This window comes from Terriglobales bacterium, from assembly GCA_035651995.1.
In the GTDB taxonomy this organism is placed as follows: Bacteria; Acidobacteriota; Terriglobia; order Terriglobales; family Acidobacteriaceae; genus DASRER01.
Window position 1 is genome coordinate 91,974 of record DASRER010000038.1, and the last position, 21,532, is coordinate 113,505.

Below are 21,532 nucleotides of genomic sequence, written 5' to 3' on the forward strand. Positions count from 1 at the left end.
ACGCGGATGAGTTCAACGTTACGGAGATTCTGGTTTGAGTTCGAGCCGTCGATGCGGCCGAGCACACGCGGTTACGGCGTGACGGCGTTCGACTGCGACGATGCGCTGGGCCTTTTGCGAAGGTCAGTCTTCACAAGCGGATCGCTGCCTCGCGTTCAAAGAGTTGTCGAGGATGTAGACATCCCGCGGCTTGGTCCAAACACGTGTTGCCCAATGTGGGCATTGTCAGCGAACGCGGCATTTGGTTTCCATTGAACCGGTCGTGCCATGAACAAAAGCCGCGCGACATTCGCGCGGCCCTTTGCCTTCGACGATCCACTAACCACTATCCACTTTTCCTCACGGTTATCCCGCCGTACTCGTTGTTGATCTGCAGCCGCGGCCCGCCGCTGCCCACTGTGCCTTCGGCGGTGGCTTCGCCATGCTCGTTGGTCTGGCGGACTCCCGGGAGCTGCGACGTATCAATGTCGCCGCGCCGCGTCTTGGCCTGGATCGAGAACCCGGCATTCGGCGGCACCGTCACCTGGATCTCTCCCTTGCGGTTGTCAATCTCGATGTTCCCCAGCGGCAGTTTGTTGGCGTGCACCTCGACTTCGCCGTTGGTGTTCTCGATCTTCACGTCGCCGGAAACGTCATCCAGGTGGATGTCCTTCGACCGCGTGGTCACGCTGAACGGGCCCGCGAATGAACTCACGCGCAGCTCGCCCAGGTCCATGCTCATCTCGCCGTTGAGCGCGCCAAAGCGCAGGTCGGTGCGCTCGGAGTTGAAGCGGACGCTCTTGGCGATGCTGTTCAGCTTCATCTGTCCGGTAAAGGTGCCGCTCAGGCTCAGCCCGCCGCCCACGTTGCGGATGCTGGTATCGCTCACGCGCCCTTCCAGCGAGACATCGCCGGTCACGTTTTCCGCCCGGATATCGCCGCCGCGCATCGTCACCGCCGCGTCGCCCTTCACGTCTTCCAGCGTCACGTCGCCGCGCGATGTGGCGATCTTCAAATTGCCGTCGCGCCCGCGCACCACCACGTCGCCATGCCGCGTCGCCAGGTCGAGCGCCGCGTTCCGCGGAATAAAGATTTCCAGGTCGCTGGCCACCGGATGGTCCCCCGCGCCGTTCGTGTTGGCGTTGAGCACCAGCTTCTTGTCGCCCGGCGTCAGCACCGGCTTGGTCTGGCCGTCGATCTTCTTCGCTTCGTCCTCGCTGCCGGCCACCACGCGCTTGTGGACGACCACCTTGATCTTCGGCTCCTCCCACGCCGTCACCGTGATGTCGCCGTGGTCCGACATCACCTGCAGCGCCGTACCCGGCGTGAACGCCTGCTCGATCGTGTCGCTATAGCTGTAGCTGTTGCCGAACAGCGAAACAAAGTCCTGGTCCAGGTCCAGTTCGCTGCCCACCCGTCCCCAGTTCACGCGGTATGCCGACGTCGCGCTCAGCCCGAACAGCACCAGGAAAATGAGGAAGCACACGCCGCCGGCGCCTATGCCGGAGGGCGTGTAGCCCTCCTGCCGCGCGCGGAAGTACTCCAGCAGCTTCACCACCCCCCAGATGATGATCAGCACCGGCCAGTAGTGGGCAAACCAGTAGCCCAGGCTTGGCCACGTGATCAGGCGCATGTTGGCGAGCAAGAACACCACGCCGACGATGATCAGCACCACCGGTCCTGCCAGCGAGCGCCGCGGATACGCGCGTATCGGCTGCGGGCTAGACATGGTTCACTCCTCCCGTCCCTCCTCCACTGCTGCTCCCCGGGGCAATGCCCGCCGGCGGCGGCGCAGCCGGCGGCGGTGGCGGCGCCGGGGCCTGCGGCGCGCGCGACGGGAAGATCGGCTGGATGTGCCCTTCCGTCGACGCGTTGTGCTGCAGCACCTGCACCACGCCGATCACGATCAGCAGCACCGGCCAGGTGTAGTGGAAGCTGCGCACGCCCACCGTATCCAGCATGAACAGCACTCCCAGCGTGATCAGCACGGCCGGCCCCATCACGCCGCGCATCCGGCAGCGCGCGCACGGACAGTTGCGATTTCGGTAGTAGCGGTCCTCGTATGCCATCGCTCTCCCTCAGCCCTGCACGGGACGCCGCTTCATCCACGTCCACACACCCACAATGATCAGCACCAGCGGCCACATGCGGCCCACGTAATGCCACGGCCACAGACCCATCGTGTTCAGCAGAAAAACGATGCCCAATCCGATCAGGATGATCGCGCCCACCGGCGCGTGCGGATACGCCGGGGCAACTTCCGGCGGCGCCGCGTTGACCTGCGCCGCATTGCCTTGTCCCAAATCAGCGGGCGTCCCCGGCGCCGCCGCAGCCGTCGCCGCCGGACGCGGAGCGGGCGCGGGCGCGTCGGGCGCCCACATCCGGTTCAGCCCGAACGGATCGGGGACCGGCTCGCCGGTGCGCCGCGATTGCGCCGTCTTGTACGCATCGAACACCATGTAGAAGATCCAGAACGGAATTCCCAGCCCGAAGAAGACCTCCGCCGGTCCTGCGTGATCGGCGCCCCAGCACAGCGTGGCGAAAATCAGCACGTGGATGAGCGCCTTGGCGAACTGGCCGTTGTACATGGCGCCCACGCCGGGAATGAATCCCAGCACCGCCGCCAGCGCCGGGCTCGGCAGGTTGGCCGCCGCCGGCTGCGCCGGCCCGGCCGCCGCCACGTTGGGCGGCATGGTGTCGTAGATGCGCGAGGCCAGGCACTCCTCGCAATAGATGACACCCCGCACGTCGCGCCGGCACGCGGCGCACAGGCCCTTGCCGCACGTGCGGCAATAGGCGACTGCGGCAGTATCGCTATGGATGGCGCAATTCATCAGTTTTCCTCGTTCGCTACCGCGCCCCTTCTTGTCCCTGCGGACTTGCCGGCGCGTTCAACATGGCCAGCACGTTGCCGGCAAAGTCGAAGCTGTAGCGCTCTTGCTTGTCTCGGTCCGGACGCTCACTCGTCTTTTCGTTGATGTTCTTGTTCTTCTCATCGCGCTTGTTGTCGTCCTGCTGCTTGGGCTGCTGTTTCCCTTCGCCCGCGCTGCGCAGGTCACGCACCCGCGACTCGATCTCGTACACCAGGCGAATGTTCTCGTAGTACTTCACCACGCGGGCCTGCGTCTCGTAGTAGGTGCGCACCGCTTCATCGCGCAGCGACGTGGGCCGCAGGTCGGCCTTGCGCAGGTCGCGTGAGGTGATGCCCGCCAGGTTGAACACCATGGTGAGCGAGAAGAACGCCATGGCAAGGCTCATGCCGAAGCGCGCCTGCAGCACCGGATGCAGCGCCGGCGGCAGATATCCGCGCAGCCGCTCCGCCCAGCTCGGGCGCCCCGCCGCCACTACGTCGCGCGTCGGCTCGCGGCCCGTGGTCGCCGCCAGGATGCGGTGCACCATCATGCGCGGCGGCTCCACTTCCTCCAGGCCCTGCAGCAGCTTCATCCCCTGCTCGGCCTCGGCGAACATCGGCCCGCACGCGGCGCAGTTCTGGCGATGCGCCGCAAAGCGCTCGGCGCCGGCTTCGGCCAGCGTGCCGTCCAGTGCCTCGCTCAGCAGCGCCTCAAACTCGCTGCAGGCCATCTCGCGTTGGATTTCGGCTGCCATCAGGTCGCCTGCCTATAGGTACGTTGCAAAAGGCGTGCCAGTTCCGTCCGCCCCCGGTTGAGCCTCGACTTCACCGTCCCCTCGGGCACTTTCAGCGCCTGGGCGATCTCCCGGTAGTCCATGTCCTGTAGGTCGCGGAGAATAACGGTTTCGCGCAGTTCCGGGGAGAGTTTTTTTAGGGCTTCCTGCACCATGGCCTGCCGTTCGCGGCTCAGGACGCGGGCGTCCGGCGCCGGCCCCTGGTCGGCCAGCTGCTCGCTCAGCGGCTGCGCTTCCTCGCCCGACTCGGAGGCGCTCACGTCCATCGAGTCGGTCATGCGCTCCATCTTGGACTTGCGGAAGTGGTCCACCAGCAGGTTGCGCGTCATCGTGGTCACCCAAGTCATGAAAGCGCCTTTTTCCGCTTCGTAGCTGCCCAGCGTGCGGTACATCTTGATGAAGACCTCCTGGGTCAGGTCTTCCGCGTCCTCCGCCGAGCCCGTGAACCGGTAGCAGATGTTGTAGATGCGCCGGTTGTGCATGCGGACAATTTCCTCCCACGCATCGGCGTCGCCGCCAATGCAGCGACGGATCAGCGATGCAACGGCTTGGGGATCGTCCAACCGGCACTCCTGTGCGAACTCCCGGCTCCATTTCCTCCCGGCAGATACGCGACTCGTACCCTGAAAGTTCCGTGGAATCAGTGAGGTCGGCTGCATTGTAGCAGGGGCAGCAAAGGCTGATTTCGGGCGAAGACGGAGCGAAACCCGCCTCTCAGGTGCCCGATCTTGAATGACCGTTCGCCGCAATGGGCTTGCCATCGCGCACGATTACATCTGGGCGACGATATACAGCCTTGCCCCGGAGCTTCTCAGCCGGATTCTTCACTCCGAAGGTATGCGTACGGCCGCCGCCTCCTACGCCTGCCGTACTTCCTTCGTATTTCCAGTCGTCCTTGCCCAGAAAAACCACGTCTACTCGCCAGATTATGACCGGTTTCTTCTTCTGGATCGATTCGGTTGGATCAACAAGATAGCGCCAAACGATATACCAACCCGGATGATCGTAGTGTGATTGTATGGCCCACGGTCGTTTGCTCGCTTTGCTTTCCAGGCAATCGTTCGCAGTCGGAGGACGTTTGCAGCCTCGCCTGCAAAGATCCGGAAAGCGCTGCTGTGCGGTGTACGTATGACGGTGCTTCTCCCAGTTGCTGACAGCGTCGAGCGCTTTCGTGCCGAATATGCCTACGAGGGCACTGAAGACATTCGCCTGTTCGAAGTAAATCTCGGCCAGGTCGGCCAACTCCCGCTCCATGTAATCAATAGCGCGCCGAATCGCACCGACTCCACCAAATCCGGGCGGTAGCGGCACCGATGGATCGAACCACGCATCGGTGCTATTTCTTCGAGCCATTTGGCTCCGCACCATCAATTGGAATCTTAGCGAGCGCTGGAATAGAACGCCTGGCCATCAGAAAGTACTCGCGGTTCTTTTCGACGCCGATGCTGCGCAGCCCGCACGCCGAAGCGGCGGCAATGGTCGACCCAGAACCCATGAACGGGTCCAGGATCACGCCCTCCCCAAGGGGCAGCGCGGCCCGCGCAATCTGACGCAGGAATGCCTGAGGTTTTAGTGAGGGGTGCGGCGCCAGTCGACGCTCCAAACCCCGAGCCGGGACGGATTTGATCAAATCTTTAAAAGGCATGTCGGCGGATATTCGCCGCAGCCCACCTGTCTTCCATTTTCGAAGATTGTCCTGTACGCGCCCTTCACAGGGCTTCCGCAGGAGGGCCCATGGCTCCCAACACGACTTCGGCATGACCGTGACTTCTGGAAACTCGGAATGAGCGTTCTTCGGCCTGTCACCGCCACGCAACGTGTGCACGACTCGAATGATTTCGCCCCGCTTCTCAAACCCATTCGCCAGGAACGGCTCATACACAAGGTGGGAAACAAGCGGATTCGTCGCCACAAACACGTGAGCGCCGGGAACCAGAACGCGGTGCAGTTGCTTGCTGAGATTGCTGAAAAACTGTCGCAATGCCTCGTGGTCGCTCTTCGTGAGCGTGGTAAATCGCGGTAAGGGCTTTCGCTTGCACCCATCAAACGCTGGCGGTATTCGCCAAACGCCACCTTTGCCTCGACGAAGCTTCTCCAGTTCACGCTGGCTGTACTCAACCAGCCCATACGGGGGATCGGTTACCACCGCATGGATTGAATTCGCAGGCTGCAATTCAAGCCAGGAGAACGCATCATCATAGAAAATTTGGAACGAGCCCAGGTCCTGGTCCCGCTTGATCGGCGCCGGTTCTTCGTTGCGCCGATGAAAAAGATACGCTTGAGGTGTTTGTGACATTCGGGAAACTGAGAGTTGATTATGGAGACAACGCGGCGAGTTTTCCAGAACAAAGTGAGGTTCTTACTCCGACGTGAAGTAGTCCACGCTCACTGGGCTCTCAAACAGCGAATAGTCGCGCGTGACCACCGTGATGCCGCTGTCGGTCACGAAATACCGCTGCCGGTCGGCCTCCTGGTCGTAGCCGATCACCGTGCCCTCGGGAATGTGCACGTCGCGGTCAATGATGGCCCGCCGGATGCGCGCGTGCCGCCCCACGTTCACGTGCGAGAAGATGATGCTGGCGTCCACCTCGGCGTAGCTGTTCACCCGCACGTCGGGCGAGACCACGCTGTTGCGCACCACGCCGCCCGAGATGATGCAGCCCATCGACACGATCGAATCAATCGCCACGCCCATGCGCTTCGGTTCGCCGAACACGAACTTGGCCGGCGGATACTGGTGCTGGTGCGTGCGGATGGGCCACTCCGCGTCGTACAGGTTGAACACCGGCGACACCGACACGATGTCCATGTTCGCCTCGTAGTACGCCTCCAGCGTTCCCACGTCGCGCCAATAGAGCGCTTCCTTCTTGTTCTCGTCCACGAAGTTGAACGAGTACACCTTGTACTCATCCATCATGCGCGGCAGGATGTCGTGCCCGAAGTCGTGGCTCGACTGCGGGTCCTCGGCGTCCTTCAGCAGCACCGGGATCAGCACCTCGGTGTTGAACAGGTACACGCCCATCGAGCCTGACACCATCCGCGGGTTGTAGGGTGAGCGGATGTCGGTCTTCTCCGGCTTCTCCACGAAGCCCACGATGCGCCCGTCGCGGTCAATGTCCACCACGCCAAAGCGGCTCGTTTCCTCCGGCGGAATCAGGATGGTCGCGATCGTCACGTCGGCGCCCGAGTCGTTGTGCTGCCGTAGCATCAGCTCATAATTCATCTTGTAGATGTGGTCGCCGCTCAGCACCAGCACGTGCCGCGGCTGCTCGCTGCCGATGGAATAAATGTTCTGGTACACCGCGTCCGCCGTCCCCATGTACCAGTTGTCGGAAACGCGCTTCATCGGCGGCAGGATCTCCACGAACTCGCCCATCTCGCGCGCCACGATGTTCCACCCTTCGCGAATGTGCCGGTTCAGCGAGAGCGCCTTGTACTGCGTGAGGATGTACACCCGCCGCAGGTCGCTGTTGATGCAGTTGGAGAGCGTGACGTCAATGATGCGGTAGATCCCGCCGAACGTGACCGCCGGCTTGGCGCGGTCGCGCGTCAGCGGATACAGGCGCTCGCCCGCGCCTCCGGCCAGCAGGACTCCGAGGGTGTCTTTCATCGCAGAATAGCGTGTTTCGCGGGACTAGGACGCGCCGGCCGCACGGAAGGTTTCACCGGCCGCGGCCCAAACCAAAAATGTTAGCACACGAAAACCAAGCACTCAGCAATCGGCCGTCAGCATTCAGTCCCTGCACGTGATGGGCAAGAATCTTCACCGAGTCATCCTGAGCGAAGCCCGCCGCGGCGGGCGAAGTCGAAGGACCCCGCGACCGATGGAGGCGCCCAGATGACCCAGGGAATCTCTGCCACGAACGCCCGTAATTCCGCAGTTCGGCAATCCGGCAATCGGTCTCACGGGCTGAGTGCTGAACGCCGAGTGCTTATTTCACCGCCGCCGCTCCCGGCCTGATCTTCCGCGCCAGGTCGCCATAACCTGCCTGCGCCAGCGTCTCCAGCCCTTGCTCCGGCACGTCGCCCCATGTGGCGCTCAGCCCGCCATCCACCACCAGCGTCGTCCCGGTCACAAAGCTCGAGGCATCCGACGCCAGGAACAGCAGCGGCGCCACCAGTTCGTCCGGCTCGCCGGTGCGCCCCATCGGCGCCGACTTCCTCACCCACTCGCGGAACACCGTCACGCCGAATACGCCCGCCGTCATCTCGCTCGGGAACCATCCCGGCGCGATGGCGTTCACGCGCACGCCACGGTCGCCCCAGCTCGCCGCCAGGTTCCGCGTCAGGTTGATGACCGCGCCCTTCGTCGCCTGATACGCCGGCGGAAACTGCCCCAGACCGCCCAACCCCGCGATGGACGCGATATTCACGATGGACCCACCCTTGCCATCGCGCAGCATCCCCTGCGCCGCGTAGTAGCAGCAGTTCCACACACCCAGCAGGTTCACGCGCACCGTCTGCTCGAAGACCTCGGGCGTCACGCGTTCCGGCACGAATCCGTCGTTGATCCCGGCGTTGTTCACCACGATGTCCACGCGGCCAAACCTATTCACCACGCGCTCGAACAGCGCCGCCACCTGCGCCGCCTCGCTCACGTCGCACGCCACCGCCAGCGACTTTGCGTCGCCCAGCTTCGCCGCCAGCGCCTTCAGCTTGTCCACGCTGCGCGCCGCCGCCGCCACGTTCGCGCCCTGCATGGCCAGCGCTTCGGCAAACGTCACCCCCAGGCCGTACGACGCGCCGGTCACAATTGCGGTCTTACCGCTCAGATCAAAAAGCTGCTGGATGGATTTCATGAACCTGACTCCATTGAGATTGCGTCCGGGCCGTAGCGAGGGACCTGCGTCTGCTGCCCGCCCCGTTTTCAAGCCGTAGCCTGCACCGAATCGCCCGCATCATTCAGTTCTGCGACGCTCCTCCCGCTGCTGGCGCAACTCTTCCATCACGCTGGCGATCAGCTCCTTCGCCCCGGTGATGTTCTGCATGATGATCTGCACGTCCATCGCCGGCTTGCCCGGCTGCCGCGCGCTCTGGCAATAGACGCCGTGTTGCCCTGCGAACGCCAGCGCGTCGGTAAGCAGGTCGAGACTCACCGCCAGCCGCCCCCGCTCCGGCCCCATCATGAACTCGTAACGCTCCAGCTCTTCCTGGCGGTCGTCGAAAACGCTCATCGCGCGATTGTACGCCGCGCCACTTTCCCCGATAATGTCGGGTTCTACCTGCGCCGCCGCGCGCGCCTGCGGCAACTCGCTCGTCGAGACGTAGCTTGCTGCGTCTCGGTTCCCAAGTTAGAGACGCAGCTCGCTGCGTCCCAATTCATTCGTCGAGACGTAGCTTGCTGCGTCTCCCAGGAGAAAGGAACACTATGCCCAAGCTCACCGTTTCACTCGCCCTTCTCGCCCTCGCCGCCACCACCTTCGCCCAGCAGCGCCCCAGCCCGCCGGGAACAGCCGAGACCACGCTCAAAGGCAAGAAGATCACCATCAACTACAGCCGTCCCAGGATCAACGACCCGCGCACCGGCCAGCCGCGCAAGATCATGGGTGGCCTGGTGCCCTACGGCGATGTCTGGCGCACCGGCGCCAACGAAGCCACCACCTTCGTCACCGAAGCGCCCGTAACGGTTGGCGGCAAGGATGTCCCCGCCGGCAGCTACACGCTCTTCACGTTGCCCGAGCAGGACAAGTGGACGCTCATCATCAGCAGGAAGACCGGCGAGTGGGGCATTCCCTATCCCGGCCAGCAGGACGACTTCGCCCGCATCCCGATGAAAGTCGAAACGCTCACCAGCACCGTGGACCCGTTCACGATTTCATTCGACAAAAAGAGCGACACCGAGGCGGCCCTCAAACTGGCATGGGAAAAGACGCAGGCCAGCGTGGACGTGAAGGCGAAGTAGCGTCCCGGGGCTTGAACGCTGAGGACGCTGGGGCACGCAGAGGAGCGCTGAGGAATGCAAATCAATCCGATCAGCGGCACGATCATCGAGTGCGCCATGCCCGTGCACTCGGCACTCGGCCCCGGTCTGTTGGAGAGCGCTTGCGAAGCGTGCCTCGTACACGAGTTGACTCGTAAAGGCTTGCGTTGCTCGTCGCAGGTCCCAGTCAAACTGCGCGACGACGGACTTGTGCTCGACTGTCGCTTATCGGCTCGATCTGGTCGTCGAAGATCGGGCCGTCGTTGAACTCAAGTCCCTCGAGGCTGTGCTTCCAATTCACAAGGCCCGGCTTCTCTCCTATTTGCGGCTGAGCGGAAAGAAGCTGGGCCTTCTGATCAACTTCAACACCGTTCACCTGCGGCGCGGCATTGACCGCGTTGTGAATGGACTGGAAGGAGATCGCTCGGCAGCAGCTGGATTGGAATGAAGTAGTTTGCCGTTCTGCGCCCTCAGCGCCCCTCTGCGTCCTGCGCGTTGAAGGCCTGGCTTTTCTTCCACCGCAGCACCGGCTTCCGCGCCGCCATCACCTCGTCCAGCCGCGAGACGCGCGTCGTATGCGGCGACGTCAGGATGGTGTCGGGCTCGTGCTCGGCTTCTTCGGCGATGGAGCGCATCGCCTCCACGAACTGGTCCAGCTCTTCCTTCGACTCGCTCTCGGTCGGCTCCACCATCAGCGCGCCCGGCACGATCAGCGGGAACGACACCGTGTAGGAATGGAATCCGTAGTCGATCAGCCGCTTGGCGATGTCGCCCGTCTTCACGCCGTGCCGCGTCTGATTGCGGTCGCTGAACACCACTTCGTGCATCGACGGCGTGCGATACGGCAGGTCATATACGTCTTCCAGTTTCTTGCGCAGATAGTTGGCGTTGAGCACCGCGTCTTCGGTCGTCTGCCGCAGTCCCTCCGGCCCATTCGCCATGATGTACGCCAGCGCGCGCACGTGCATGCCGAAGTTTCCGTAGAACGCTCGCACCCGGCCGATCGCCCGCGGACGCTCATAGTCAAAACCCAAAGCGCCGTCCGGTTTCTCGACCACGACCGGCACCGGCAGGAACGGCTCCAGGATGCTCTTGCAAGCCACCGGGCCCGACCCCGGCCCGCCGCCGCCATGCGGCGTGGAAAACGTCTTGTGCAGGTTCAGGTGCATCACGTCCACGCCGAAGTCTCCGGGACGCGTCTTGCCCACCAGCGCGTTCATGTTCGCGCCGTCCATGTACAGCAGCCCGCCCTTGGCATGCATCAGGTCGGCAATCTTGTGGATCTCCTGCTCGAACACGCCCAGCGTGTTCGGATTTGTCAGCATCAGCGCGGCCACATCTTCATTCATCTGCGCCGCCAGCGCCGCCACGTCCACCATGCCCTGCGCATTTGACTTGAGATTTTCGACCGCGTAGCCGGCAATCGCCGCCGTCGCGGGATTCGTGCCGTGCGCCGAGTCGGGAATCAGGATCTTCTTTCGCGGATTTCCTTTTGACTCCAGGTAGGCGCGCGCCAGCAGGATGCCGGTCAGCTCGCCGTGCGCGCCCGCCGCCGGCTGGAGCGTGATCGCGTCCATGCCGGTAATGTCGAGCAGCGCGTCACTGAGCACCTTCAGCACCCGCATCGCGCCCTGCGAAAGCTGCTCCGGCTGATAAGGATGCGCGCCCGCCAGGCCGTCCATCCGCGCCGCCGTCTCATTTACGCGCGCGTTGTACTTCATCGTGCACGACCCCAGCGGATACAGCCCCGTGTCCACGCCGTAGTTCCAGGTCGAAATGCGCGTGAAGTGCCGGATGATCTCGATCTCGCTCACTTCCGGCATCACGCCCAGGTCGGCGCGCGCCGCCGCGCCCAGCACCTCCGCCGCGTCGATCTCCGGCACATCCAGCGGAGGCAGCTTCCACGCCGCTTTTCCCGGCGACGACTTCTCGAAGATCAGCCCTTCGTTCTGCGTGACGTGCGGCCGCGCTTTCTTGATCCGATCAGCCATTCCGCCTTCGTGTCCTTTGTGTCCCGCTGTTGACTTTGACTTTGACTTTGACTTTGACTTTCGGCGGCTCAGCGCCCAACTTCCTGCGGCCTCTCCGCCAGCCGTCGCGCTTTCCCGGCCGCGCCCGCCGCCCGGTCAATCGCCTCGCGCGCCGTCATCTCCGTGCAGCACCACAGCGCCGCGTTGCCCAGCTCCGGATAGAACTTCCGCAGCGGAAATCCGCCGATGATCTTCTCGCGCACCAGCCGCTCATTGAGCGCCTTGGGATCTTCATCCGTCACGACAACGAATTCGTTGAACCGAGGCGCGCCGCCAAACAGCACCTCCGCGCGCTTTCTGAACTCGCCGGCCGCGTAGTGCGCTTTCGCCAGGTTCTGCTTCGCCAGCTCCTTGAGCCCCTCGCGCCCGTACACCGTCATGAAAATGGTCGCCATCAGCGCCACCAGCGCCTGGTTGGTGCAGATGTTGCTCGTCGCCTTCTCGCGCCGTATGTGCTGTTCGCGTGTTGAGAGCGTGAGCACGAACCCGCGCCGCCCCTGCTTGTCGCGCGTCTCACCCACCAGCCGCCCCGGCATCTGCCGCACGAATTTCTCTTTGGTCGCGATCACGCCCGCATACGGACCGCCAAAACCGAGCGGCACGCCGAACGACTGCGCTTCCATGCTCACAATGTCGGCTTCCGCCGGCGGCTTCACGATCCCCAGCGACACCGCTTCGGCGATCGCCACGATCAGCAGCGCGCCGCGGCTGTGCGCCAGCTCAGCCAGCGCCGCCACGTCCTCGATGGTTCCGAAGAAGTTCGGCGACTGGATCAGCACGCACGCCGTGTCGTCGGTGATCGCCGCCGCCAGCTTCTTCGCGTCCACGCGACCGTCGGCGCCGAAGCCGGCCTCGCGCCACGGCATGCCCTGGTGCTTCGCGTACGTGCCCAGCACCTCGCGATACTCCGGATGCACGCTGCGCGCCACCACCGCCGAGCTGCGCCCGGTCACGCGCACCGCCATCATCACCGCTTCGGCCGCCGCGGTTGAGCCGTCGTACATGGAAGCGTTCGCCACCTCCATGCCGGTCAGCTCGCAGATCATCGTCTGGAATTCGAAGATCGCCTGCAGCGTTCCCTGCGCGATCTCCGCCTGGTAGGGCGTATAGGCGGTGAAGAACTCGCCGCGCGACACCAGCGCGTCAATCACCACCGGCCGGTAGTGGTTGTACGCGCCTGCGCCGAGAAAACTGGCGTAGCCCAGCGCGTTCTCCTGCGAGCGCTGCCGGAACCACTCCACGATCTCCGACTCGGCCATCGAACGCGGGACCTTGAGGTCGCGCTTCAGCCGATACTCGGCCGGAATCGGCGCAAACAGCTCTTCGATTGTGCCGCAGCCGATCTCGCGCAGCATCTCGGCGCGTTCAGCAGGACTCTTGGGTAGATAACGCATTCGCCTCAATTCGCAATTGGCACTTAGCGCTTGGCATTTCACCCTCGGGGCCCTTGCCGCGCGGAACAAAGCCCCCCGCGTGCCCCGCTCAAGCCCTCTTTGGGCTTGAGCGGGTGAACGGCCGGACCATCACGACCTTCCACGGCCAAATGCTAAGTGCTGAGTGCCCAGTGGCGGACCACCACTACTTCTCTTCCGCCACAAACTTCTCGTAATCCGCCGCGCTCAGCAACCCGTCGGCCTCTTTCGGATCTTTCAGCGCGACCTTGATCATCCACGCGCCGTGCGCATCGGAGTTGATCTTCTCCGGCGACGTGGCCAGCGCCTCGTTCACCGCCGTCACCGTGCCCGACACCGGCGCGTACAGCTCCGACACCGCCTTCACCGACTCCACCGTGCCGAAGCTCTTGCCCGCCGTCACCTCGGCGCCGACCTTCGGCAGCTCGACGAACACAATGTCGCCCAGCGAATGCTGGGCGTAGTCGGTGATGCCGATCGTGCCCGTGTCGCCGGCCGTCTCGACCCACTCGTGTTCTTTCGTGTACTTGTACTTCGCCGGATACGACGCCATCTGCGTCCTCGCTTATGCCTTCTTTGGCTTTTTGTAAAACGGCGTGGGAACAACCTTGGCGCAGACCGCAATGCCGCGAATCTCGACCTTAACGTCCGATCCGATCTCGGAAAGCTGCGGCGGCACATAGGCCAGGGCAATGTTTTTCTTTAAATAAGGGGAATGTGAACCGCTCGTAACATGACCAACGCGATTCCCTGAAGAATCGAGCACCGGATACCCGTCCCGCGCGATCCCCCGCTCGGTCATCTCCAGCCCCACCAGCTTCCGCTTCAGTCCCGGTTCGCGCGCCTTGACCAGTGAATCTTTCCCGATGAACTCCGCCTTCTCCAGCTTGCAGAAGCGGTCCAGCCCCGCTTCCCACACGTTGATCTCCTCGGAAATCTCGTGTCCGTAGAGCGGCAGCCGCGCTTCCAGGCGCAGCGTGTTGCGCGCGCCCAGCCCGCACGGCAGGATGCCGAACTCGCGCCCCGCCTCCAGCGCTTTCTTCCATACCATCGCGCTCGTTTCGGGATCGGACGGGATGTAGATCTCGAATCCGTCTTCGCCCGTGTAGCCGGTGCGCGCAATCATCACCTCCGCGATCCCGCACACCGTGCCGAACGTGAACGTGTACGGCTTCAGTGACGCCAGCGGCGCGTCCGTCAGCTTTTGCAGCGTCGCTTCCGCCTTCGGCCCCTGGATGGCGAGCTGCGTGTACTTGTCGCCCTCGTCGGTTACGCGCGCGTCGAAGCCGCGCACCGCCTCGCGCGCCCAGTGGAAGTCCTTCTCGCGCGTGCCGGCGTTGATCACGATCAGGTAATCGTTGTCGCGCACCTTGTGCACGATCACGTCGTCCACGAACGTGCCCTGCGGATACAGCATCGCCGAGTATTGCGCCTTGCCGTCCACCAGCAGCCCCGCGTCATTCATCGTGGCGTGCTGCACCGCCCCGAGCGCCTGCGGCCCTGCAATCCGCAAATCGCCCATGTGCGAGACGTCGAACAGTCCCACACCCGTGCGCACCGCCATGTGCTCGTTGATCAGCCCCGCCGGACGGCCTTCAAACGCCGGATACTCGACCGGCATGTCCCATCCGCCGAAGTCCACCATCTTGGCGCCCATCGCGCGATGCAACGCGTTCAGCGCGGTCTTGCGCAGGGCGGATTGCGTGGCTTCGACAGACATGAACAGAAAAACAAGAAGGACCTGTTACGGTATCACGCGCTTTTTTCAGCGGTCAAACGCGGAAAAACCGCAGTTAGCACTTGGCATTTGGCATTTGGCCCTTCAGCACGGACCTCGACGGCCAAATGCTAATTGCTAAGTGCTAAAGGCCGTTTCCCTCGAAACTCGAACCTGCTAGAGTTCCGCGCATGGCCGACCCGTTCATCTGCCTGCAGTGCGACGAGACCGAAGACAAGTGCAAATGCGACAAGTACTGCTGCCTCTGCCAGGGCGAGCACCAGGTCCGCCTCGTCCAGGACGGCAACTACTATTGCCTCGAATGCCGCGAGGCCTGCGACTTCCAGGCCCAGGTCTGACAATCAGTTTCGAGTTTCCCGTTTCACGTTCCCGCGCGATTTTGAAACTCGAAACCTGCAACTCGGAAACTTCGCCCCGGCTGCTCAATCAGACGACCACCGTCTCCTGATACTCCCCAAACACCTTCCTCAGCGCATCGCTGATCTCGCCGACCGTGGCATACGCTTCCACCGCCGCAATGATGCGCGGCATCAGGTTCTCGCCCGACCTCGCCGCGTCTTCCACGCCCGCCAGCGCCGCCGACCACGCCTTGGCATCCCGGCGCGCGCGCAGCGCCCGCACGCGCTCAACCTGCCGCCGCTCCAGGTCTTCGTCAATGCGCTGGATCGGGATCGCCTTCTCGTCCTCCAGCGTAAATCGGTTCACGCCGACCACCACCTGCTCCAGCCGGTCGATCTTCTGCTGATACTCGTAGGCGGCGTTCTGGATCTCGGCCTGCACATACCCGCGCTCGATCGCCTTCAGCATCCCGCCCATCGCCTCGATCTTGTCCAGGTACTCCTGCGCTCCGCGCTCCACCTCGCCGGTCAGCGACTCGACGTAGTACGACCCCGCCAGCGGGTCCACCGTGTTCGGTGCGCCCGACTCATACGCCACGATCTGCTGCGTGCGCAGCGCCACCCGCGCCGCCTGCTCGGTCGGCAGCGACAGCGCCTCGTCGTAGCTGTTGGTGTGCAGCGACTGCGTGCCGCCCAGCACCGCCGCCATCGCCTGCAGCGCCGTCCGGACAATGTTGTTCTCCGGCTGCTGCGCCGTCAGCGTCGAGCCCGCCGTCTGCGTGTGGAAGCGCAGCATCCACGACCGCGGACTCTTCGCCCGGAACCGCTCGCGCATGATGCGCGCCCACAGCCGGCGCGCCGCGCGGAACTTGGCCACTTCTTCGAAAAAATTGTTGTGGCAGTTGAAGAAAAAGCTCAGACGCGGCGCGAACGCATCCACGTCGAGCCCCGCCTCCATCGCCGCCTGCACATACGTCATGCCGTTGGCCAGCGTGAACGCCACTTCCTGCACGGCGGTCGACCCTGCCTCGCGCATGTGGTAGCCGGAAATCGAGATCGTGTTCCACTCCGGCGCCTCGCGGTTCGCGTACGCGAAAATGTCGGTCACGATCCGCATCGCCTGCCGCGGCGGATAGATATAGGTCCCGCGCGCGATGTACTCCTTCAGGATGTCGTTCTGCACCGTGCCCGACAGCTTGCGGACATTCGCGCCCGCCCGCTTCGCCACCGCCACGTACAGCGCCAGCAGGATCGCCGCCGTCGCGTTGATCGTCATCGAGGTGGAGATCTTCTCCAGGTCGATGCCGTCGAACAGCCTCTGCATGTCTTCGATGGAGTCAATCGCCACGCCCACCTTGCCCACTTCTCCCGCCGCCATCGCGTGGTCCGAGTCCATGCCGATCTGCGTCGGCAGATCGAAGGCCACGCTCAGGCCCATGGTGCCGTGCCCCAGCAGGTACTTGTACCGCTTGTTCGACTCCTCGGCGTCGCCCATGCCGGCGTACTGCCGCATGGTCCACAGCCGCCCGCGATACATCGTCGCCTGAATGCCGCGCGTGAACGGATACTCTCCCGGATACCCAACATCGCGCTCGTAGTCCCATTCCGCCAGATCAGCAGGCGTATATAGAGGACGCGTCGCCTCGCCCGCCCCGGCCTCCGGCGCCGCCATCGCTTCCGCGTTCCTGGTTTTCTCAGCCATGAAGAATCGGCGCCCGGCTCTCAGCGCCTGGCGCTTGGCGTTTGGCGCGTGGCGTTTGGCCCATGCACCGATCCCGTTGACGGCCAAATGCTGCTTGCCAGGCGCTCATTGCGTTGTTGCGAACGACCAACGACTAACGACGCGTCTTCCTCGACCTCCAGAACGAACTCACCGCAAACCAGCCGAACATCCCCGTGAAGCCCAGCGCCAGCAGCGCGCGTCCCGGCCCCATGCGGCCCGCCGTCCACGCCTGGTACTCGCGCCAGGCGGCGAAGCCGCCGACCACGGCGAACACCGCGAACACGAACCCGGTCACCTCCAGCCAGAGGACCTGCAGCGCGCGGCTCACCGCCACGAGCGTGGCCTGCGCGCCTGAGGCAAGCGCCGCCACGATTCGCCCCTGGCGCGTCCTTCCCGCCACCCGCGCCAGGGCTGCCGCTCGCATGCCCCATTTTGCCGCGTTCGAGGCCTCGGAGGGTTCGGTCACGTGCTGATTGTAAACCCCGCTTTCCGCTCCTTCCCGCGAAACTCGTCGCCGCGCAACCGCATCCAATTGGTATAGCGAAGCAGCGTTCGGCCTTATAGAATGACGGAATTCCAGGGTCGAATCTGGGCCGTGCCTGTCCGGCAGTAGGGGGAGCACACCGTGAACCAGCAGCTGAAGCAGCTCATGAAGGAACTGGGAGAGGCCATCAACGAGTCGCTCTCTGAATCGGAACAGATTGCCGAAGTCATCTCCAGGATCAAGGCCGGCGGATACGACGTCTTCCTCGTCCTTGAAGCCACCATCGGCTTCAACAAGCGCGACGAGCAGCAGGCGCCCGCGGCCGTGGCCAGCGCCACCCGCGGCGGCAATCCCGAGTTCAAGGTCAACGCCCAGGACCTGAAATTCCTCAAGTCGCTGCGCATCAAGCTCGACGGCGAATAACCGCGCCGCAACCCAACTATCGTGAGGAGCAGCCGCGAGCTGCTCCTTTTTCAGTTCAGTCCAACGGCGCGTCGGCAGGTTTTTGCGACCATCATCACTCTGCTGCATCTAAGCCAGGCATTCCAACAGCCGGCCTTCTACAATCAACTGTTTCCCCAGACCCCCAGAGAGCGAGAATGGCGAAACCGATTCTGTTAAGCGTTGATGACGATTCAGACGTGCTGCGCGCCATCGAGCGCGATCTCCGCTCGCAATACGGCCGCGACTACCGCGTCATCAGCAGCGACTCCCCGGAAAGCGCGCTCAACCTGCTGCGCCAGCTCAAACTCCGCAACGACCGCGTGGCCCTCCTGCTCGCCGACCAGCGCATGCCCATGATGGACGGCGTCGGCTTCCTCCAGCAGGCGCGCCAGATTTATCCCGAGGCCAAGCGCGCCCTGCTCACCGCCTACGCCGACACCACCGCGGCCATCAGCGCCATCAACGAAGCCAACATCAACTACTTTTTCATGAAGCCGTGGGACCCGCCGGCGCTGCACCTGTATCCGCAGCTCGACGACATGCTCGATGACTGGAAGGCCTCCTCTCCGCCGAGCTTTGAGGGCATCCGCGTGCTCGGCACCCGCTGGTCGCCGCGATGTTATGAGCTGCGCGAGTTTCTCGCCCGCAACCGCGTTCCCTACCAGTGGATCGACGTTGAGACCTCCGCCAACGATCCGGAAACACGCCAGCTCCTCAACTCCCTCGGTCCGGAGGCGTCCGAGCTCCCGGTCGTGCTCTTTCCTGACGGCACCAGGCTGCTCGAAACGCTTCCCGCCGCCATTGCCGAGAAAGTCGGCCTGCGCACCCGCGCGCAAACCAGCTTCTACGACCTGGCCATCGTTGGCGGCGGACCCGCCGGCCTTGCGGCCGCCGTTTACGGCGCCTCCGAGGGCCTCAAAACGGTGATGATCGAGCGCGAAGCGCCCGGCGGACAGGCCGGCATGAGCGCGCGCATCGAAAACTATCTCGGCTTCCCCGTCGGACTCAGCGGCGCCGACCTGGCGCGCCGCGCCGTCGTCCAGGCCGAGCGCTTCGGCGTCGAAATCCTCTCCCCCCAGGAAGCGGTCGGCGTGCGCGTCGAAGACCCCTATCGCTTCATCAGGCTCGCCGACGGCAGCGAGATCTCCTGCCACGCGCTCATGATCGCCGCCGGCGTCCAGTGGCGCCGCCTCGACGCGCCCGGCGTCGATCGCCTGCAGGGCGCGGGCGTGTACTACGGCGGCGGCGCCACCGAAGCCATCTCCTGCAAGGACGAAATCGTCTACGTCATCGGCGGCGCCAACTCCGCCGGACAGGCCGCGCTCAACTTCGCCAAGTACGCCGAGCGCGTCGTCATGCTGGTGCGCGGCCCCTCGCTGGCCGCCACCATGTCGCAGTACCTGATCGACCAGGTGAAGAGCGAGCCCAAAATCCAGCTCTGGACCCATGCCAGCGTCCAGCAGGTCCACGGCGAGACGCGCCTGGAAGAAATTTCGGTGCTCTGCTCCGACAGCAACAAGGTCGAGCGCGTGCCCGCCAACGCCATGTTCATCTTCATCGGCGCTCTGCCGCGCACCGATTGGCTTCAAGGCGTCGTGGAAAGAGACGACCGCGGCTTCATCCTCACCGGGCCCGATCTGCTTCGCTCCGGCGACCGCCCCAAGGGCTGGACGCTCGACCGCGATCCCTATCTGCTCGAGACCAACGTTCCCGGCATGTTCGCCGTCGGCGACGTGCGCCACGGCTCGGTCAAGCGCGTGGCCTCAGGCGTAGGCGAAGGCTCGGTTGCCGTGCAATTCATCCATCAGTACCTGAGCAAGGTGTGAATGGAGCAGTTCGAGCATCCAGTTTCCAGTTTCGAGTGGCCGGACTTGATTGGAACATCCCCTCAGGGTCGGGCCTGGTGAAACTGAAACTCGAAACTTGAAACTCGAAACTTGAGTGAACATGGTCACCAAAGACGAACTCCGCAGCGTTCCCGCCTTCAACGATCTCCCCGACGACGTGCTCGACTGGTTCCTCGCCAGCGCGCGCGAGCGCACCTTCGCCGCCGGTGAAGTTTACTGGCGTCCGGGCGAGCCCATTGACCACATGATCGTCATCCTCAACGGCCAGGTGGAGGCCCGCGGCGATATTGGCGGCGAACTCATGTCGATCGGCTTCGGCACCGGCCAGATCAGCGGCGCGCTCCCCTTCTCGCGCCTGCAGCAATCGGTCGTGACCGGCCGCGCCCTGGTCCCGACCCGCGTCCTGGAGTTCCCCTCCGCCCTCTTTCCCGAGCTCACGCAGCGCTCGCCCCTGCTCACCCAGCGCCTGGTCAACATCATGTCCGACCGCATCCGCGAGTTCACGCGCATGGAGCAGCAGCGCGACCGCCTCGTCGGACTCGGCAAGCTCTCCGCCGGCCTCGCCCACGAACTGAACAACCCCGCTTCTGCGGCCACGCGCGCCGCCTCGCAGCTTCGCGAGATGCTCTTCCGCATCCGCAACGTGAGCCACGAACTCGGCCGCCGCGAACTCACCCAGGAGCAGAAGTGCCAGATCGAGAACCTGGAGAACACGCTCATGCAGAGCGAGCCGCCGCCGCCCGATCCGCTCTCCATGAGCGCGCTGGAAGACGAGCTTGACTGCATCCTGCGCAGCCACGGCCACGACGAACTCTGGCAGATGGCCGGCGACCTCGCCCGCCGCGACGTGAAGCCCGAGGTGCTCGAATCGCTCTACGCCTCGCTCGGCCCGGACACCGCCAAGGCCGCGCTCGTCCGCATCGCTTCGCTGACTCAAGTGGCCGACCTGCTCCGCGAAATCGAAAGCGCCACCGGCCGCATCTCCGAACTGGTCCGCGCCATGAAGGACTACACCTACATGGACCAGACCCCGGTGCAGAACGTGGACATCGTCAGGAGCATCGAGACCACGCTCACCATCATGAACCACAAGCTCAAGAAGGGCGTCACCGTGAAGCGCGAGTATTCCAAAGACGGCCGTCTCTCGGTCGACTCCTTCGGCAGCGAACTCAACCAGGTCTGGACCAACCTCATCGACAACGCCATCGCCGCCATGGCCGGCAAAGGCGAGCTCCGCATCCGCGCCTGGCGCGACGAAAAGTGCGTCTTCGTCGAGATCGGCGACAACGGCGCCGGCATCCCCCCGCAAAACCTCTCGCGCATCTTCGAACCGTTTTTCACCACGAAAGCAGTCGGCGAAGGCACCGGCCTCGGCCTCGACACCGTCCAGCGCATCGTCCGCAAACACCGCGGCGGCGTCAGCGTGACGTCGAAGCCCGGAGACACCAGGTTCACCGTGAGCCTGCCGGTGGCGGGCGCTCAATAGGGCCGTGCGGCGCAGACGCCCTCGTCGGCCGGGTGCCCCATCCTTTCCTCCGCGCTTTCTGCCGGGTGCCCCATCCTTTCCTCCGCGCCTTTTGCGGAGCAAAGGTGGGAGCTGGCCACCACTAAATTCCTGTCAAGCCCCACTCGCACTTAAATTTCGCGCAACCCTCTCTAGACACTCACACTAAATTCTTTCCGCGCCTTCCCATTTTCCCCATCGAAACTGTTAAGCTGGAAGCAAGGCGTGCTGTGTCTCACCGGCGCAGCGCGCCTCAGTTTCTCCGGCCACCGCTCTTTGACAATCAAACGAGGTCAAACCTTGCGCTAAGTCCTTGTGTCGCCCGTATTTGCCTCTAACTCCTTTAGATCGCCTGTATCAGCGGGAATTTCTCGCTACAGTGATGATTCTTAAACACCCCAGGGGGTGGGGGGATACCCACGGCCGCCGAAAAACAAGTTGCCTTGTCCTCCCGCATCTGGGAGAACA

The 21,532-nt window shown here is 63.9% G+C and carries 21 protein-coding genes; 5 read left to right on the plus strand and 16 right to left on the minus strand.

The genetic code is table 11. The features are described from left to right. Positions 1–325: 325 nt before the first annotated feature. From VFA60_13110 to VFA60_13155, 10 genes are all read right to left on the minus strand, one after another. Positions 326–1,708 (minus strand): DUF4097 family beta strand repeat-containing protein, encoded by a 1,383-nt coding sequence (locus VFA60_13110; GenBank protein HZQ92727.1) that lies wholly within the window; start codon positions 1,706–1,708, stop codon positions 326–328. Beyond that, positions 1,701–2,048: a DUF5668 domain-containing protein gene (locus tag VFA60_13115; GenBank protein ID HZQ92728.1), complete on the minus strand. Its 348-nt coding sequence runs from the start codon at positions 2,046–2,048 to the stop codon at positions 1,701–1,703. Before VFA60_13115 ends, VFA60_13110 begins: the two co-directional genes overlap by 8 nt. Before the next feature lie 9 nt (positions 2,049–2,057). Further along, entirely contained in the window at positions 2,058–2,813 is a 756-nt protein-coding gene (locus VFA60_13120) for a DUF5668 domain-containing protein (protein ID HZQ92729.1), read from the minus strand. A gap of 16 nt (positions 2,814–2,829) precedes the next feature. Next, complete coding sequence (locus tag VFA60_13125) at positions 2,830–3,585, minus strand: zf-HC2 domain-containing protein (protein HZQ92730.1); 756 nt, start codon at positions 3,583–3,585, stop codon at positions 2,830–2,832. Beyond that, the gene (locus tag VFA60_13130; protein ID HZQ92731.1) at positions 3,585–4,187 is read right to left on the minus strand and encodes a sigma-70 family RNA polymerase sigma factor; all 603 of its coding nucleotides are present in this window, start codon (positions 4,185–4,187) and stop codon (positions 3,585–3,587) included. The genes VFA60_13125 and VFA60_13130 overlap by 1 nt, the downstream gene beginning before the upstream one ends. Positions 4,188–4,338: 151 nt before the next feature. Then, a complete protein-coding gene (locus tag VFA60_13135; GenBank protein ID HZQ92732.1) occupies positions 4,339–4,866 on the minus strand; it encodes a hypothetical protein in 528 nt (175 codons plus the stop codon). A gap of 94 nt (positions 4,867–4,960) precedes the next feature. Then, positions 4,961–5,920: a DNA methyltransferase gene (locus tag VFA60_13140; GenBank protein ID HZQ92733.1), complete on the minus strand. Its 960-nt coding sequence runs from the start codon at positions 5,918–5,920 to the stop codon at positions 4,961–4,963. Between the two features lie 63 nt (positions 5,921–5,983). Then, positions 5,984–7,234, minus strand: a complete 1,251-nt coding sequence (gene glgC, locus VFA60_13145; GenBank protein HZQ92734.1) for a glucose-1-phosphate adenylyltransferase — start codon at positions 7,232–7,234, stop codon at positions 5,984–5,986. Positions 7,235–7,556: 322 nt separating this feature from the next. Beyond that, a complete protein-coding gene (locus tag VFA60_13150) occupies positions 7,557–8,423 on the minus strand; it encodes a glucose 1-dehydrogenase (protein HZQ92735.1) in 867 nt (288 codons plus the stop codon). Positions 8,424–8,522: 99 nt separating this feature from the next. After that, a complete protein-coding gene (locus VFA60_13155) occupies positions 8,523–8,798 on the minus strand; it encodes a hypothetical protein (GenBank protein HZQ92736.1) in 276 nt (91 codons plus the stop codon). 194 nt (positions 8,799–8,992) lie between these two features. Here VFA60_13155 and VFA60_13160 point away from each other — a divergent pair, with 194 nt between their 5' ends. After that, positions 8,993–9,526: a DUF2911 domain-containing protein gene (locus VFA60_13160; GenBank protein ID HZQ92737.1), complete on the plus strand. Its 534-nt coding sequence runs from the start codon at positions 8,993–8,995 to the stop codon at positions 9,524–9,526. Between the two features lie 488 nt (positions 9,527–10,014). Here the strand turns inward: VFA60_13160 and gcvPB are convergent, their stop codons facing one another. The 4 genes from gcvPB to gcvT form a co-directional block, all read right to left on the minus strand. Further along, positions 10,015–11,535 carry an aminomethyl-transferring glycine dehydrogenase subunit GcvPB gene (gene gcvPB / locus VFA60_13165; GenBank protein HZQ92738.1) on the minus strand — a complete coding sequence of 507 codons (1,521 nt, stop codon included), beginning with the start codon at positions 11,533–11,535 and terminating at the stop codon, positions 10,015–10,017. A gap of 68 nt (positions 11,536–11,603) precedes the next feature. Beyond that, on the minus strand, positions 11,604–12,968 hold the full coding sequence (gene gcvPA / locus VFA60_13170; GenBank protein HZQ92739.1) for an aminomethyl-transferring glycine dehydrogenase subunit GcvPA: 1,365 nt from the start codon (positions 12,966–12,968) through the stop codon (positions 11,604–11,606). A 184-nt stretch (positions 12,969–13,152) separates the two neighbouring features. Continuing rightward, a complete protein-coding gene (gene gcvH, locus VFA60_13175) occupies positions 13,153–13,539 on the minus strand; it encodes a glycine cleavage system protein GcvH (protein ID HZQ92740.1) in 387 nt (128 codons plus the stop codon). Between the two features lie 12 nt (positions 13,540–13,551). Further along, a complete protein-coding gene (gene gcvT / locus VFA60_13180) occupies positions 13,552–14,706 on the minus strand; it encodes a glycine cleavage system aminomethyltransferase GcvT (protein HZQ92741.1) in 1,155 nt (384 codons plus the stop codon). A 188-nt stretch (positions 14,707–14,894) separates the two neighbouring features. Here gcvT and VFA60_13185 point away from each other — a divergent pair, with 188 nt between their 5' ends. Beyond that, positions 14,895–15,062, plus strand: a complete 168-nt coding sequence (locus tag VFA60_13185) for a hypothetical protein (protein ID HZQ92742.1) — start codon at positions 14,895–14,897, stop codon at positions 15,060–15,062. Between the two features lie 88 nt (positions 15,063–15,150). On the opposite strand, the gene VFA60_13190 is transcribed toward VFA60_13185, so the two are convergent. Then, positions 15,151–16,734 (minus strand): methylmalonyl-CoA mutase family protein, encoded by a 1,584-nt coding sequence (locus tag VFA60_13190; GenBank protein ID HZQ92743.1) that lies wholly within the window; start codon positions 16,732–16,734, stop codon positions 15,151–15,153. Positions 16,735–16,897: 163 nt separating this feature from the next. After that, positions 16,898–17,251 (minus strand): hypothetical protein, encoded by a 354-nt coding sequence (locus VFA60_13195; protein HZQ92744.1) that lies wholly within the window; start codon positions 17,249–17,251, stop codon positions 16,898–16,900. 159 nt (positions 17,252–17,410) lie between these two features. Here VFA60_13195 and VFA60_13200 point away from each other — a divergent pair, with 159 nt between their 5' ends. The 3 genes from VFA60_13200 to VFA60_13210 all read left to right on the plus strand — a co-directional run bounded on the left by VFA60_13200 (position 17,411) and on the right by VFA60_13210 (position 21,046). Further along, positions 17,411–17,692, plus strand: a complete 282-nt coding sequence (locus tag VFA60_13200) for a hypothetical protein (protein ID HZQ92745.1) — start codon at positions 17,411–17,413, stop codon at positions 17,690–17,692. A gap of 176 nt (positions 17,693–17,868) precedes the next feature. Then, the gene (locus VFA60_13205) at positions 17,869–19,539 is read left to right on the plus strand and encodes an FAD-dependent oxidoreductase (GenBank protein HZQ92746.1); all 1,671 of its coding nucleotides are present in this window, start codon (positions 17,869–17,871) and stop codon (positions 19,537–19,539) included. Between the two features lie 121 nt (positions 19,540–19,660). Next, a complete protein-coding gene (locus VFA60_13210) occupies positions 19,661–21,046 on the plus strand; it encodes an ATP-binding protein (GenBank protein ID HZQ92747.1) in 1,386 nt (461 codons plus the stop codon). Positions 21,047–21,532 lie beyond the last annotated feature (486 nt).

Excerpts from the sequence above, each read along its gene's own strand:
- gcvPB (HZQ92738.1), bottom strand. The coding sequence starts at position 11,535 with ATGGCTGATCGGATCAAGAAAGCGCGGCCGCACGTCACGCAGAACGAA.
- VFA60_13210 (HZQ92747.1), top strand. The coding sequence starts at position 19,661 with ATGGTCACCAAAGACGAACTCCGCAGCGTTCCCGCCTTCAACGATCTC.
- VFA60_13115 (HZQ92728.1), bottom strand. The coding sequence starts at position 2,048 with ATGGCATACGAGGACCGCTACTACCGAAATCGCAACTGTCCGTGCGCG.
- VFA60_13120 (HZQ92729.1), bottom strand. The coding sequence starts at position 2,813 with ATGAATTGCGCCATCCATAGCGATACTGCCGCAGTCGCCTATTGCCGC.
- VFA60_13150 (HZQ92735.1), bottom strand. The coding sequence starts at position 8,423 with ATGAAATCCATCCAGCAGCTTTTTGATCTGAGCGGTAAGACCGCAATT.
- VFA60_13160 (HZQ92737.1), top strand. The coding sequence starts at position 8,993 with ATGCCCAAGCTCACCGTTTCACTCGCCCTTCTCGCCCTCGCCGCCACC.
- gcvH (HZQ92740.1), bottom strand. The coding sequence starts at position 13,539 with ATGGCGTCGTATCCGGCGAAGTACAAGTACACGAAAGAACACGAGTGG.
- VFA60_13205 (HZQ92746.1), top strand. The coding sequence starts at position 17,869 with ATGGCGAAACCGATTCTGTTAAGCGTTGATGACGATTCAGACGTGCTG.
- glgC (HZQ92734.1), bottom strand. The coding sequence starts at position 7,234 with ATGAAAGACACCCTCGGAGTCCTGCTGGCCGGAGGCGCGGGCGAGCGC.
- VFA60_13125 (HZQ92730.1), bottom strand. The coding sequence starts at position 3,585 with ATGGCAGCCGAAATCCAACGCGAGATGGCCTGCAGCGAGTTTGAGGCG.
- VFA60_13110 (HZQ92727.1), bottom strand. The coding sequence starts at position 1,708 with ATGTCTAGCCCGCAGCCGATACGCGCGTATCCGCGGCGCTCGCTGGCA.
- VFA60_13155 (HZQ92736.1), bottom strand. The coding sequence starts at position 8,798 with ATGAGCGTTTTCGACGACCGCCAGGAAGAGCTGGAGCGTTACGAGTTC.
- gcvPA (HZQ92739.1), bottom strand. The coding sequence starts at position 12,968 with ATGCGTTATCTACCCAAGAGTCCTGCTGAACGCGCCGAGATGCTGCGC.
- VFA60_13140 (HZQ92733.1), bottom strand. The coding sequence starts at position 5,920 with ATGTCACAAACACCTCAAGCGTATCTTTTTCATCGGCGCAACGAAGAA.
- gcvT (HZQ92741.1), bottom strand. The coding sequence starts at position 14,706 with ATGTCTGTCGAAGCCACGCAATCCGCCCTGCGCAAGACCGCGCTGAAC.
- VFA60_13190 (HZQ92743.1), bottom strand. The coding sequence starts at position 16,734 with ATGGCGGCGCCGGAGGCCGGGGCGGGCGAGGCGACGCGTCCTCTATAT.
- VFA60_13185 (HZQ92742.1), top strand. The coding sequence starts at position 14,895 with ATGGCCGACCCGTTCATCTGCCTGCAGTGCGACGAGACCGAAGACAAG.